The sequence below is a fragment of the Actinocatenispora thailandica genome, assembly GCF_016865425.1.
Classification (GTDB): Bacteria; Actinomycetota; Actinomycetes; order Mycobacteriales; family Micromonosporaceae; genus Actinocatenispora; species Actinocatenispora thailandica.
This window is the reverse complement of record NZ_AP023355.1, coordinates 845,280-858,451: the sequence shown is the minus strand read 5'-3', so window position 1 is coordinate 858,451 and position 13,172 is coordinate 845,280. Positions and strand designations below refer to the sequence as shown.

General features: G+C 71.1%; 12 protein-coding genes. 4 read left to right on the top strand and 8 right to left on the bottom strand.

Annotation, left to right across the window (positions count from 1 at the left end):
* Positions 1–87 precede the first annotated feature (87 nt).
* The 4 genes from Athai_RS03885 to Athai_RS03870 form a co-directional block, all read right to left on the bottom strand.
* Entirely contained in the window at positions 88–1,242 is a 1,155-nt protein-coding gene (locus tag Athai_RS03885; RefSeq protein WP_203960194.1) for a hypothetical protein, read from the bottom strand.
* Positions 1,242–1,679: a YbaB/EbfC family nucleoid-associated protein gene (locus Athai_RS03880; protein WP_203960193.1), complete on the bottom strand. Its 438-nt coding sequence runs from the start codon at positions 1,677–1,679 to the stop codon at positions 1,242–1,244. The genes Athai_RS03885 and Athai_RS03880 overlap by 1 nt, the downstream gene beginning before the upstream one ends.
* Before the next feature lie 107 nt (positions 1,680–1,786).
* On the bottom strand, positions 1,787–2,158 hold the full coding sequence (locus tag Athai_RS03875; RefSeq protein WP_239156704.1) for a hypothetical protein: 372 nt from the start codon (positions 2,156–2,158) through the stop codon (positions 1,787–1,789).
* A complete protein-coding gene (locus Athai_RS03870; protein ID WP_203960192.1) occupies positions 2,155–3,693 on the bottom strand; it encodes an SseB family protein in 1,539 nt (512 codons plus the stop codon). The genes Athai_RS03875 and Athai_RS03870 overlap by 4 nt, the downstream gene beginning before the upstream one ends.
* Before the next feature lie 131 nt (positions 3,694–3,824).
* On the opposite strand from Athai_RS03870, the gene Athai_RS03865 reads away from it, so the two are divergent.
* Both Athai_RS03865 and Athai_RS03860 read left to right on the top strand, forming a co-directional pair.
* Positions 3,825–5,507 carry a right-handed parallel beta-helix repeat-containing protein gene (locus Athai_RS03865; protein ID WP_203960191.1) on the top strand — a complete coding sequence of 561 codons (1,683 nt, stop codon included), beginning with the start codon at positions 3,825–3,827 and terminating at the stop codon, positions 5,505–5,507.
* A 62-nt stretch (positions 5,508–5,569) separates the two neighbouring features.
* Complete coding sequence (locus Athai_RS03860; RefSeq protein WP_203960190.1) at positions 5,570–6,142, top strand: hypothetical protein; 573 nt, start codon at positions 5,570–5,572, stop codon at positions 6,140–6,142.
* Here the strand turns inward: Athai_RS03860 and Athai_RS03855 are convergent.
* Entirely contained in the window at positions 6,127–6,636 is a 510-nt protein-coding gene (locus Athai_RS03855; protein ID WP_203960189.1) for an SUKH-3 domain-containing protein, read from the bottom strand. The two genes, Athai_RS03860 and Athai_RS03855, sit on opposite strands and share 16 nt — an antisense overlap.
* Positions 6,633–7,349, bottom strand: coding sequence for a YwqJ-related putative deaminase (locus tag Athai_RS03850; RefSeq protein WP_203960188.1), 717 nt, complete (start codon positions 7,347–7,349; stop codon positions 6,633–6,635). Before Athai_RS03850 ends, Athai_RS03855 begins: the two co-directional genes overlap by 4 nt.
* Positions 7,350–7,760: 411 nt before the next feature.
* Between Athai_RS03850 and Athai_RS03845 the strand changes: the two genes are divergently transcribed.
* Both Athai_RS03845 and Athai_RS03840 read left to right on the top strand, forming a co-directional pair.
* Positions 7,761–8,654, top strand: a complete 894-nt coding sequence (locus Athai_RS03845; protein WP_203960187.1) for an SUKH-3 domain-containing protein — start codon at positions 7,761–7,763, stop codon at positions 8,652–8,654.
* Positions 8,647–9,660, top strand: a complete 1,014-nt coding sequence (locus Athai_RS03840) for an SMI1/KNR4 family protein (protein ID WP_203960186.1) — start codon at positions 8,647–8,649, stop codon at positions 9,658–9,660. Before Athai_RS03845 ends, Athai_RS03840 begins: the two co-directional genes overlap by 8 nt.
* Before the next feature lie 202 nt (positions 9,661–9,862).
* Here the strand turns inward: Athai_RS03840 and Athai_RS03835 are convergent, their stop codons facing one another.
* Positions 9,863–12,238: a hypothetical protein gene (locus Athai_RS03835; RefSeq protein WP_203960185.1), complete on the bottom strand. Its 2,376-nt coding sequence runs from the start codon at positions 12,236–12,238 to the stop codon at positions 9,863–9,865.
* The gene (locus Athai_RS03830; RefSeq protein ID WP_203960184.1) at positions 12,138–13,097 is read right to left on the bottom strand and encodes a hypothetical protein; all 960 of its coding nucleotides are present in this window, start codon (positions 13,095–13,097) and stop codon (positions 12,138–12,140) included. The genes Athai_RS03835 and Athai_RS03830 overlap by 101 nt, the downstream gene beginning before the upstream one ends.
* Positions 13,098–13,172: the final 75 nt, after the last annotated feature.

The following is a 13,172-nucleotide window of genomic DNA, read 5'->3' as shown; positions in this document are numbered from 1 at the left end:
CGGCTACCTCCTCTCCGCTGCAGATGTGATGACTCGGGCGGCCCTCCAGAACGGCCGCCCGAGGTTGTGTTTCCGTCCTGGGGCGGGCTAGACCTGTTCTGCCCCCGGCAGCACCGTTCCCTCGGCCCGGACCATTCCCTGGGGATCGGCGACCGCCGCCGTCGGGGTCCAGCCGCCGTCCTGCCGGTAGACCTCCTGCACGTACCGTTCGGCTCCGTCGACGGGCTGGCCGGCACCGTCCACCCGGAACTCGGCGTGCTCCATGCCCTGCACTCCGCCGTGCTGGTCGGTGGACACGACGTCCTGCGCCTGCCCGACCACCCCGCCGGTCTGGTCCACGGCGCGGAACTCCGGGTAGCCATGGCCGGCCGACCAGCCGGATCCCGGCTGCGGGGAGCCCGCGGGGTGCATCGGCGCGGCCCCGTCGGTCGGTGCGCCGTCCTGCCGGTACACCGCGTGCAACTCGCCGGCCCGCGCCGACGCGCCGTCCACCGGCGTGAACTCCGCGGCGGTGGCACGCCGGAACTCGACCTGATCGGAACCGTCGCCGGGCCGCTCGGAGCCCTCCGGCAACACACCGTCGGTGACCCAGCCGACGCCGGAACGGAAGACCTCGTGCGCCATCCGTCGGTCGCCCTCGTGCGGGGTCGGTTCGTCCACCGCATGCAGCATCGTCATGCCGCCGGTGGCGACACTGGCGAGCGACAGCCGGCGGTCCGGCTGCCGGCTGTCGGTGCCCTCGCCGCCGGTGGCCTCGGCGGTCGCGTACCTCGCGTCGACCGCTCCGGTGGTTCGGCTTCCGCCGGACCCGGACCCGGTGCCGTTGCCGGACGAGCCGGTCCGCTCGGAGCGGGTCCGGGTCGCGGTCATGATGCTGCCGCTGCGCGAGCCCGCCACCTTCGGCTTGTCGGTCTCGAGCGAGTGGATCGCCTGCTTGGCCTGCGAGTCCGCGTCGATTCCGTCGACGGCCGCCCACTGCACCGCGTTGCCGACCGTACTGACCTGGTCGCCACCGTCGGTCATGAAGGTCAGCGTCTCGTCGCCGTCCTGCGGGTTGCCGTACTTTTCCAGGAAGGCCTTACCGAACTTGTCGTCGCCCCAGGGCGCCGGTCCCTCGGCCGACTCGATCCCGGACCGCACCGCCGACCCTCTGGCGGTCAACCGGTCACCGGCCAGCGCGTACCGGGCGCCGGCGGAGTTGGTTGCGTCGCCGTCCATCTGGACGAACGTGCCCTCGCCCATCAGTCGTCCTCCTCCGCGTCGACCTTCTTCGGGAGTTCGGCGTCGTGGCTCTTCAGCACGGCGCGGAAATCGACCGCACCGGTGCGGCCGATGCGCAGGTCGGCCGGGACGTCCTCGTCGAGGATCTGCTCGGTCTGCACGGCGATCTGCTCGATCGCCTGCCGGCTGGTCTCCAGGATCGACCGGGCCAGCGCCTTGGAGTTGGGCTGCCGGTAGACCCGGGGGTCGATGTCCAGGTCGACGAGCTGGCCCCGCGGGCCGACGACGACCTTGATCATCCGGTCCGGCGACCACGCGGTGGCCGTGAGATGGAAGACCTTCTTCTGCACATCCTTCGCCCGGGCGACCTGTTTGCGCAGGTCGGAGAACGCGCCGTGCAGCGCGCTCCAGTCCGGGTGGTCGACCGGTCGCTGCGGCCGGTCCGGCCCGTCGATCATCCAGCACCTCCTCGGACGTTCCTCGCGTCGCGATGCACGCATCGACGAGAAATGATGCCGACTCTATCCGAGAAAACGGTAATCGCCGCGAGCAAGTGAACGGCAGTTCACGAGCCGGTTCGACGGGGCATGACATCGGCCACCCTGGCCCGCGGCACCCAACCCCGGTACACCCCGGGTTCGACCGCGGGCAGTCCGAGCGCAGCTCCGACCGGGCCCCGGCCGCCGACGTACTCGGCCAGGACCTCGTCGCCGCGCTCGGCGAGCAGCACGACCGGCGCGCCGTCGATCCGGCCGGTCACGTGCAGGTAACCGAACCACTCCAGCTCGGTGACCGGCACGATCCGCCGGTACCGGCCGGGCCGCACCTCGTCGAAGCCCGGGGCCTGGTCCGACCCGTACAGCCGGACCAGGGCGCCGTCCGGGCTCGCCTCGTACTCGGTGCCCTGCCAGCGGGCTCGGTATCCGGACGCGATCATCGAACGTCCTCCGTCCAGCTCGGCCGTCCGACGGCGGCGGCCCAGGTCCCGGTGTCCGCGTCGAAGTTCGCCACCTCGCTCTGCCGCCCGTACCGGTCCAGCCGGCACAGCTGCGCGCCGTGTGGCAACTCGACGCTGTCCACCTTGAACTCCGGTGCCCCGGCGCTGCCCGGCGCGATCCCACTGCCCAGGAACGGAGCCGGCGCCACGACCCAGCCATCCACCGCGGCTCGGGTCCGTTCGTCACGTCCACCGATGGCGAGCCGATACAGCTCCGGACAGTAGGCAGTCCACCGCAGAACGTGCACTTCCTCGTCGTCGACGCGGAACGGGGTGCGATCGTGCAGCAGGCCGAGCCCGGTGTAGAGCTGCTGTGGCGTGGTCAGCTCACGCACGCTCTCGTACGGGTGGACGAAGCCCGCGACACGCCGGTCACCGCCCCGCAGGTACGCCTGGACCTGTTCGGGCGTGAGCACCTTCTGGAACAGCACCGGGTCGGCCACCGGCGCCGCGGCACCGACCGGCGGCGCCAGGTCGCCGATCGCCGGCGGCATCACCGCGTCCACCGCATGCCCTCCGACCACCACACCGGTGCCGGCCGCGTCCGCCAACCGGGCATCGGCCGGCTCCGCGTACTCGCCGGACTCGACCCGCTCCATCAGGTCCGAGGCCCAGGACACGAACGAGGGGATCATCGCGCCCTCGAACGCCAGCTCGATCGCCGAACCGATGTTGACCATCAGCTGGCAGTCCTCGTCCGGCCAGGCCAGCGCCAGCTTGACCAGCGTCGTCGGGTACGCCGGGGTGTCCGGTGGAAGCACCTCGGTCAGCCGCTGCTGCGAGGTGAACACGCAGATCGACGGGATGTCGTCGATCGACTCCAGCTGCCACGGGAAGTCCGGGTCGGTCAGCGCCGCGTCCGGCCGGGCCTGCTCCGCCGTGGCGACCAGCACGTCCGCGACGACCAACGCGTCGATCGCGACGTCGATGTCGCGGTGGACCAGTCCGTACTCGATGGCCCGCTCCGCCTCGTTCGCTGGGACGAAGTCCGCCGGGATCGGCGCGCGCTCGCCGACCCCGGCCGGGTCGATCAGCTCGTCCGCGAGCGGGATCTGGATGTCACCCAGCGCGGCGTGCATCACCGCGTCGATCTCGACGTAGGCGTCGATCGGCTGGCCCGGGTTGATGGCCAGCCGCCACTCCGGCTCCGGCCGCCGGGCGGCCAACTCCTCGTAGCTGGTCTGGGCGTACCCGTCGGGGCGACTGTCGGGCGTGTAGCCGGCCTCGACGTACCCGGTGAGCCCCCGCACCGAGGTGAACACGAGCAGGTGCTCGGCGTCGGAGATGGTCTTCACCACGACCCGCTGGCGGTCGGTGTTGGCGTCGCCCAGGAAGACCGGCAGGTACAGCGGGGCGGTCGCCACCAGCCGGAAGTAGTCCTGTGAGTGGTTGCGCACCAGGGCGTCGAGCATCAGCCGCTCGACGTCGTTCGCCGGCTGCCAGGCCGGCGGCTGCTCGTCCTCGCCGAGATCCACGTCGTCCGCGTCTCCTCAAGCTGTTGCGTCGTCAGTACTCTAGGGCGTGGCCAGGAAGTCACCGCGTCCCGCGCCTGCGTGGACCCCCTGAGATAGTGTGCGCAGAAGTCAACCCTTCCACCGGCGGAGCCATGGCACGCAACCTTGTCGTCTCGACCCAGCAGCCCGGGGCCTACCCCACGATCCGCGATGCGTTGGAGATCGCCTCGCCCGGCGACACCATTTCGATCGCTCCGGGTGAGTATCCGGAGGCGCTGGTGCTGTCCGGCCTGCGGGTGTCCCTGGTGGCGTCCGGCGACGCGGGGTCGGTGACGGTCGACTCGACCTCGGCCGGGCTGCCGACGCTGCAGGCGCGCGACTGCGAGGTGACCGTTCGCGGGCTGTCCCTGCGGTCCGCGGACCGGGCCACCGTCGATGTCCGCGGCGGCCGCATCTCGCTGGAGAAGTGCACTCTGCAGGCCGGGTACGCGCCCGCGGTGAACGTGACGAACCGGACGCGCCTGGAGGCCGCCGACACGAAGGTGACCGGCGGGCAGTACGGCTTCGTCATCGAGGACGCCGGCGGGCTGCTGGACAAGTGCGAGATCACCAACGTCGCGGACGACGGAATCATCGTCCGACTCGGCGCCGACCCCACGATCCGTAACTCGACCATCACCGGGTGCGGCTTCCGTGGGGTGTACGTCTACCAGTCCGGGCGTCCGACCATCGAACGCTGCGACATCTCGCAGACCGGCGACGCGGGCATCTCCATCGCCCACGGCAGCTCACCCACGATCGACGGCTCCTGGATCCACGACACTCAGGGCGTCGGGATCATGTTCGGCCGGGGTTGTGGCGGCAAGGTCGACGAGTGCCGGGTCGAGAACACCGCCAGCCCGGGCATCCACGTCGACGAGGGCGCGAACCCCAGCATCCGGGAGCCGCTGTCCACCGCACACCGACCGAAGGTCGGCGTCGCCGCGCTGGAAGGCGCCACCCAGCAGGACCCCGCCCAGATCGATCGGCTGCTGTCCGACCTGGACGCCATGGTCGGCCTCGCCTCGGTCAAGGCCGAGGTCCGGGCGCTGATCGACGAGATCCAGGTCAACGAGTGGCGCCGCAACGCGGGCCTCGCGGTCGGCGCGGTCAGCCACCACCTGATCTTCACCGGCGCCCCCGGTACCGGCAAGACCACCGTCGCCCGCATCTACGGGCAACTGCTCAAGGCGCTCGGCGTGCTCCCGGCCGGCAAGTTCAAGGAGGTCGCCCGCCGAGACATGGTCGGGCAGTACATCGGCCACACCGCGGAGAAGACCTCGGCCGTCATCGAGGAGGCGATGGGCGGCGTGCTGTTCATCGACGAGGCGTACACGCTCTCCCGGGCATCCGGGGGCGGCAGCGGCGACTTCGGTCAGGAGGCCATCGACACCCTGGTGAAGCTGATGGAAGACCACCGTGACGAGATCGCGGTGATCGTCGCCGGCTACACCAACGAGATGACCGAGTTCCTCGACGCCAACTCCGGTCTGGCCTCCCGGTTCGCCAAGACGCTGGAGTTCGAGAACTACACGCCCAAGGAACTGCTGCTCATCGTCAGCCGCATCGCCAAGAACGACGACTACCTGCTCGGCGACGGGTTGGACGACGCGCTGTACGAATGGTTCAGCCAGATCCAGATGGGGCAGAACTTCGGCAACGCCCGCGAAGCCCGCAAGCTGCTGGAAAGCATGCGTAAGGCGCAGTCCGGCCGGCTGCGCAGGCTCGGCCGGATGCCGTCCCGCGACGATCTGCGCACCCTGGAGCTGGAGGACCTGCTCGGCGCCACCCAGTAGGGGCCGTCCTCGGTACCGCGGCGCCCGACCGCGGCTCGACCGCGGTGGCTATCGTGGCGCCCATGGCTGTTCCCCGCGCCCGCACCTTCGACGAGGCGTACCTCTACATGGAGTTGCGGCCGTGCGCCTGCGGCGAGGCGCAGTTCGACCGGCAGAGCGACCACAGCTCGGCGGACGGCGCGTTCGTCGTGCGGTACTCGGGTCGGTGCCCGGCGTGCGGCCGGGACCGCAGCTTCACCTTCGAACTGCCGACCGAGCCCCCCGTGGTCTCCTTCGACGTGCGGTACGGGCCGGACGACGTGCCGTCCACGCTGCTCGACGCCGGCGAGTGGCTGGGCGCGGCGGAGCTCTTCACGATGAACGCCGAGGCCGTGCTCGGCTCCGGCGACCTGTCCGACGACGATCTCACCACGGTCTACTACCTGCTCTCCGCGGCGACAGCGGCAACCGCGGAGGTGCTCAAGTTCGCGGCGTCCGGGGCCGACGAGGTGCCCGAGGCGTCGTTCTGGACGCCGGCCGGCCGGCTCGCGCTCCAGGTGGCACCCGAGCGGTTCCGGCGGGACGCAATCGAGGCGGAGCTGGCCGGCCGGCGCAAGGCGTTGGCCGACTTCGAGCACCGCTACGAGGCGGGCTGAACCGCCGGCGGCCAGGTCCCGTCGTCCCGCAGCCGGGGCGGTCGGCGCCCCGCGACGAGCGTCTCGATCGCCGCGTCCACCGTCGCACCGAGGAACCACTCGCCGGTGTGGTCGATGGAGAACACCCGGCCCTGCTCGTCGATCGCCAGCAGCGCGGCGACGTCACCCTCGACGCCGAGCGGGTAGAGCGGCAGACCGAGGACGGTGGACACGTCGGCGAGGGTCTCGGCACACAACGGCGCCAGCAACGGATCGAACGCGAAGGGCTGCGGTACCTGATCGACGCCCGGCTCCCTGGGGACGATCGCCAGCCCGCCGAACTCGTTCAGCGCCGTGACCGCCGCCGGGAACGCCCGCAGCCGGGCACCGTCTGCGCCGATCCGCTCACCGGTGCGCCGGATCGCCTCGGCGGTCGCGGCCGACACGTCCCGGCCGGGGGTCCAGCCGGCGGTCCGCAACGCCGTCTCGGCGGTACGGCCGAACCGCGCGGTCACCGCCGTCCCCCCGCCATCTCGAAGCCGAACCACCCGAGCAGGTACTGGCAGGCCAGGCAGGGCGGCACGGTCCGACCACCGAGTTCGTCACCCGGCTCGCACACCCGGTAGGTGACGATCTCGGCGCCGCGGAACAGGGTGGCTCGTACCTCGTCGAGCGACAGCGTCGGCCGCCGGTCCGCCTGGCGCTGGGTGTCGGCCCGGTGCAGCACGTCGGAGAAGGCCGCGACCTCCGAGCACCTCTCGGCGGCCCGCTCCCGGGATCCTGGCGGCAGCTCCGCCAGCGCCGCGGCGACGAGCGGATGCAGGTTGAGCTCACCGTCACCCTTCGTGCTGCGGCTGATCTGGGCTCGCCCATCCGCCAGCGTCAGGTGGGTGACGTGCTCCGGGAACCCGGCGCGGGCCAGGTCGCGGCGGGCCTGGGTGGCTGGGTCCCAGGTGCGTGGAGCGGGGATCTCCCGGGCACGCTCGGCACGAAACATCTCGACGATGCTCGACACGGGCAGCGATGGCCACAGCGACAGCTCGCCGGTCATCCTGTCCACGACACCACGGCCAGCACCGACCTCGCGCCGGTCGCCGTCGGCCGGGACGGCCCAGATCACGTAGCCCAGTTCGAACTCGTGCACCCGAGCCTGCCAGCGAGCACCGTCCGGCCGCCCACGGTCGACCCAGGCGGCAGCGATGCGCCGAGCCTCGTCCAGCGTGAACACGACCCCTCCCGTGCCATCGTTCCCACGACCCCGGTCGAGGCTACCCAAGCCGATCACCCGGTACGCGGGTGGCGACGGGCGGGTCGCCCCGCGCATCGCCTGCCGCCCGGCGGATGCGTCGCCGGGTTAGGGTTGGCGGAACGGATCCGAGGGCGGTGAGATGGCAGAGCGCGCACAGGGGTCGGCATCGGGTGACGCCGGCTGGCGACCGCCTCGACCGCTCCCGATCACCCCCCGGAACAGGTCGCCGGGTTCCGGTTCGCCCCGGTCGCGGACGGCTTCGACGAGCACGATCGGCCGCGCCCGTGGGCCAGCCGGCCCTGGATCGAGGACGACGAGGAACGCGACCGGCTGCTGCGCTACCTGCAGTCCGGTGCGCTGCTGGTCCCCTCCGACGAGCGCACCTACGACGTGTTCGATCCCGCCAACCCCGCGCTGCGCTGGGCGGTCCCGGTGCAGTACCTGACCGACGGGGTCTGGATCTGGTCCACGATCTCGACGTACCAGCTGGAACACCGGCGGCTCGCGCCGCAGCCGGCGTTCCTGGACCACATCGTCGAGCAGGGCTACCGCTGCCCGCCCGTCCCGGAGGACGTGCGGCTCGCGGCCCGGGAGGCGCTGTTCGAGTCCGGTCGGATCGAGAAACGACTGCGCGCCGAGTACGAGCAGCGGCAGTCCCGGGAGAGCACGCCGGCCACACTGGTGCGGGGCGAGTTGTCCAACGAGCCGCCGACGATCCCGTTCGACGCCGACCGGTTCGACGAGATCGACGTGCACCACCCGCGGTTCCAGCGAGACGTCGAAGCGGCCCTGCTGGCGGCCGGTTGGCTGCCGGGGAGGGATGCGGCGGCCCGGGTCGACCCGTGGCTGGCCGAGTTCGCGGCCCAGACCGACGGGCGCGGCCAGCGACACGAACCGTTCCCCGCCGCTCGGGACCTGTACCGCGAGTTCGGCCTGCTCGACCTGGTGCCCTACGGGCGAGGCGAACAGGTGGGCGCGTTTCCGATCCACTTCTTCCCGGCCGATGTGCGCCTGGTCGAGGTGTCGGCGTTCCGGCTTGCGAGTCGGCTCGGCATCCGCACGTTCCCGGTCGGCCGGACCGGCGACGAGGGCAGCATTCTCATCGTCGACGAGCAGGGCCGGCTGTACCTCAGCCACCCGGCCGAGGAGTTCTTCCTCGGCACCAGCATCGAGCCGGCGCTGGAGGTGCTGGTGCGCGGGCTGCGCGCCGACACCCTGGCCAGCCGGCTCGACGATCTGCGCTCCGGCCGGCTGCCGGGGCGGAACAGGGACGCCGATGGTTGACGACTCCGCTGACGACGGTCCACTGATCCCGGGCGCCGCGTTCGCCGCGCAGATCCGCCAGTTCGACCAGCCCTCGCTGCGGATGCGCTACCGCGAGGGCGTCGTCGTCAACGCGTACGGGTTCCCCGAGTGGGATCTGCTCGCCCGGGCGATGGTGCAGCTACCCGAGCTCAAGGCGGAACTCACCATCGACGAGCAGCGGGTGCTCGACGTGCTCACCGCGAACGAGGTCATGGTGAAGGCCAACGACCCGCTGTGGACCTTCACCGCCGACGACTACGTGGCGCTGAGCCCACCCGGCTGGGTGTGGGTGCACCTGCCACGGGTGCGGCGGCTGGCTCTGGTGCCGGCCGAGGTGCACGGTGCGTTCCGACACCTCGGTGGCGCGGCGCTGCTCAAGGTGCCCCGGGCCCGGCGCGGCGTGCGCATCGACGACGCGACCCCGGTGCCGATGGACTACACCGAGCAGCTCGCCGACTCGCTGGTCGACCGGTTGGAGCGCCGGCTCGGCTTCCCGTTGCCGCCGGCCTACCGCACCTTTCTGGCCAGTACCAACGGCGCGACCCCGACCACCCCCGGCATCCATCCCGACCAGGGTTTCGTGCTCGACCAGCCGTTCTTCGGTCTCGGACGCGGCGACCGGATGCAGGACCTGGTGTACGTCAGCGGCTGGTTCGGTGACCGGTTCACCGCCGACTTCCTGCCCATCGGCTACGTGCAGGGCGGCATCCTGGCCGTCCGGGTGGCGGGCGACGACATCGGTTCGGTCTGGTACCACGACGACGACGACTATCGCGACGACGACCGGTACGACGCCGAGTACATCTCGGCCAACCTGCTCTACCGCTGCGCCGACGACTTCGACGCGTTCCTGCACGCCCTGGCGGTCGCGCCGAAGTGGCTGTTGGAGCTGGTCGACGACGCGGTCGAGGCCGGTCGGGCCAGCGCGCTCCGGCCGTCGGGCCTGGGCGCCTCGCTGCCGGCCGACGCGCGCGCACCGCGCTGACCGGCGCCCGCCGGCGCGGCCTGCCACCGACAGGCGACCGCTGGCGTTGCGCGCCCTGGCACGTGAGCTGCGGCACCGCCCCACGTTCGGTCACGGGCGCACGCCGACCGCGCCGGTCGAGGCACTGCACGGCGGGCGCGCCGGTCGAGGCACTGCACGGCGACCGCGGTGGTCGCCGGGGCGGCCACCGCGTCGCACTTCGTCAGGCCCCGAGTTTGGGCTTCGGGTGCGCCAGCTGCTCCGGCGTCGGCGCCTGACTGGACACGACCGGCCCGCCCGGGGTCTCCACCGTGAACGCTTCCTCGCCGTCCATCCAGGCGCGGATCTTCTCGTACTCCTCGTCGGTCTTCTTCTGACGCTCCCGCTCACGCTGTGCCGCCTTGCGCGCCGCCAGTTCGGCGGCGCTGTCCGTGCCCGGCCGGGCACTCGACAGGTTCGCGCCGCTCGGCATCCGGGTCGGGGTGCGCAGGCTCGTCGGTACCTCGCTGGTGTCTGCCGGCGCCCCGGGCCGCATCCACTGCGTCGGGTTCTCCAGCACCGGTGCGGTCCCGCTCGGCGGCGGGACGAACGCGTTGTCCATCGGCAGCCCGCTCACCGGCCCGGTCGGCCTGGACTGCTGCCGGTCCGGTTTCTTCTGCTTCTGGCCGCGGTTGTTCAGCACCGGCTTCGTGGTGTTCGGCGGCCCGCTGCCCGGCCGGCCGGACAGGCGCTGGGCGTCCTCGGACGCCGGGTCCGGCGGCCGCACCCGCTTGTTGTCCAGCACGGACGGCGAGGTGCCGCCCGGCGGGCGGCGGAACGCGCTGTTCTCGTCCAGCTCACCGGGCGCACCAGGCCGCCGTTGCTGTTGCTGGCCCGGCTTGCCCTTGGCGCCCTGCGGGTTCGCCGGCGAGCGCGAGCCCGGTCGGCCACCACCCCGGCCACCCTCCGGCTCGCCCGGTCGCGACGGAGCCTTGCCGTTGCGGGCCGGCTTCGCCGGGCTCGCCGGCGGGCGGCTCGCGTTCGGACGGCCGCTCGGCGCCTCGCTGTTCGGTGCCGACGGCCGGTTCGCGCCACGATCGCCGAGCACCCCGGACCGGTTGAGGCCGGGCGGCCGCTGCGCGTTCGACCGGAACGCGTTCTGGGTGGTGGGGCTGGTCGATGGCGCGAGCCGGCGGCCGAGCGCGGGCGGCGCGGTCGGCGCCACCGGCGGCACGGGGGCGGGCACCGGAGCGGGAGCCGGTGTTGGGCCCGGTGGCGGCGGCGCGGAAGTCTGTGCCGGCGGCGGCGACACAGCCGGCGGGGCGACCGGTGGCGGTTCCGGCGCCACCGCGTCCTGCACCGGCTGGTCCGGCGGCGGCACGTTCGGCTTGGCGATGTTCGGTTTGGCGATGTTGGGCTTCGCCACGTTCGGCTTGGCCACGTTCGGCGTGGCACCCGGGCCGGCGCCGGGGCCGGCGCCGAGGTTCGGCGGCGGCACCGTGCCCGGGCGGTCCATGACCGCGTTCCACGGCCCCTCGAACGTCGTGGAAAGGCCCTGCTGGAGCTTGGTGATGGCCGTCTGGTAGTCGTTGGCCATGTTCAGCTCGATGTCCTGAGCCTTCAGGTGATAGATGGCGCCGACGCCCTTCATCACCGCGATGAACTGGTTCTGGTCGGACGGGCTGCCCTTGGACATCAGCTCGTCGGCGCTCTTGATGTGCAGGTGGGTGTGCTGGTCGTACACGTTCCAGCCGGGATGGCCGCTGTCGAAGTACGTGTCGGAGGCGGTCTTGATGGCGCCCTTGTACTCGTTGTACAAGTCGATGATCTGCTGGTGGTAGCCGGGAATGATGCTGGCCAGATGGTCGAACGCGTCGATGTTGTTCTGGGCGGCCTGCGTCCAGTCCTGTAGCGACTTGAGGGTGGCTCCGGGCCCCATCTGGAAGAAGGCCTTGGCCGCGTCACCGGTCCACTTGTCGCTGCTCCACAACGCGTACGTCGGGTCGTGGACGGACTTGCTCATGTCGTCCAGGGTGCCCTTGACCGCGCGCCAGTGGCCCGCCACCTCGCTGGCACCCTTGGCGTTCTGACCGAGAATCCGGTGCCGGATGTGCTCGATCGTGTTGTTCTTCATGATGTTCTGAACGTTGGAATCAGAGCTGTTCGCGAACTGCCAGGCCTTGTGCGCGTCGTCGTAGTTGCCGCGCGCATCGGCCCAGTTCGAGCCCCGATTGTCGGTGTTGATGCCGGAGGCGTCCTTGCCGCCCGGCATCTTGCTGCGATCCATCGTCGGGTGGTACTTCGAGAAGTTGTTCCCGCTGGCGCCTTCGATGTTGTAATGCGAGACGTCGCCGTCCCCCATCTTGTACGCCATGTGCCGGTTTTCCAGCAGTTCGGTGTTCTTGCTCGTGTCGTACCCGAAGAAATTGCCGTCGAAGTCCGGATCGTCCTTGTTGTGACTGCCCATCCGAGACGCCCCCTGTACTCGCCGATCGATGCCGCGGACCTGGTAAGCGGACCTAGTAACCGGCGTAGACGTCGCCGTCCTTGCTGCCGTCCGGAGCGTGGTCCTGCTGCTCCCAGGTCTGCAGCGGACCGTCGTCCCGCGGTGCCGGGGCATCCGGAGCGTCCGTGTGGGCGGTGGTCACCTTGGGTTCACCGCTGCCGGTCTTGGTGGTCGTCTTCATGTCCACGGCCCCGTTGTCGTACGTGGTCGTCTCGACCGTGGTGTTCCCCTCGTGCCGGACCTTGGTGTTGTACCCCGAACCGTACGTGGTGTCCTCGGTCTGGCCGGCGTTCTTCAGTTCCTTGCCGTTCTCGTCGTACACCGTGGTGGTGCTGTGGTTGGTGTACGTCCCGTTGGCGTTGGTCGTGGTGTACGAGGAGACGACTCGCATCGACCCGTCCATGTAGGTGGTCGTGGTCAGATGCGCACCCGGCTCGGTGTACGTCTCGGCGAACTGGCTGTTCGGGTCGGAGAGCGCCTGGGGCTGGTTGGACATGGTCTGCACCTGGGTGTCGGCGAACGTGCCGTCCTTGAACATGTCCTTCGGCACGCCGTTCGGCAGCTTCGCGCTGGGGTCGGCGGACGCGAACGCGAGCGCCGCCGACACGTCCTCCGCGTCGATCTCACCGGCACTGCCGCCGTCGGTGGCCAGCAGGATCTGTCCCACGCCCTGTGCCTGCTGCGCGCAGCACTGAATGCCGTTCGCCGCGTCCGGGATGAACTTCTGGAACGCCGCGACGTTGTCCGCAAGGTAGCCGGCGACCAGCAGGCCCTCCTGGAACTGGCCGGCGGTGTCGGTCGTCGCCGGCTTGGTGAACGAGTTGTAGCTCAGCTCGCTCATCTGGTTCAGCGGCTGCGCCCCGGTCAACGCGGCAAGGATCGGCAGCTGCGCCTTCTTGCCGGTGCCGATCTTGGTCAGCTGACCGGCGTACTTGATGATCTCGGTGCAGTCCGCGTGGACCTTGTCGGCCATCGATGCCCTCCCTCGCACTGTCGGCACGGTTCGCGCGACCGGGACACCGAGACGCCGCCCGGCGCCCATCACTCA

Excerpts from the sequence above, each read along its gene's own strand:
- Athai_RS03885 (WP_203960194.1), bottom strand. The coding sequence starts at position 1,242 with ATGGGCGAGGGCACGTTCGTCCAGATGGACGGCGACGCAACCAACTCC.
- Athai_RS03880 (WP_203960193.1), bottom strand. The coding sequence starts at position 1,679 with ATGATCGACGGGCCGGACCGGCCGCAGCGACCGGTCGACCACCCGGAC.
- Athai_RS03875 (WP_239156704.1), bottom strand. The coding sequence starts at position 2,158 with ATGATCGCGTCCGGATACCGAGCCCGCTGGCAGGGCACCGAGTACGAG.
- Athai_RS03865 (WP_203960191.1), top strand. The coding sequence starts at position 3,825 with ATGGCACGCAACCTTGTCGTCTCGACCCAGCAGCCCGGGGCCTACCCC.
- Athai_RS03860 (WP_203960190.1), top strand. The coding sequence starts at position 5,570 with ATGGCTGTTCCCCGCGCCCGCACCTTCGACGAGGCGTACCTCTACATG.
- Athai_RS03840 (WP_203960186.1), top strand. The coding sequence starts at position 8,647 with ATGGTTGACGACTCCGCTGACGACGGTCCACTGATCCCGGGCGCCGCG.
- Athai_RS03835 (WP_203960185.1), bottom strand. The coding sequence starts at position 12,238 with ATGCCCCGGCACCGCGGGACGACGGTCCGCTGCAGACCTGGGAGCAGC.
- Athai_RS03830 (WP_203960184.1), bottom strand. The coding sequence starts at position 13,097 with ATGGCCGACAAGGTCCACGCGGACTGCACCGAGATCATCAAGTACGCC.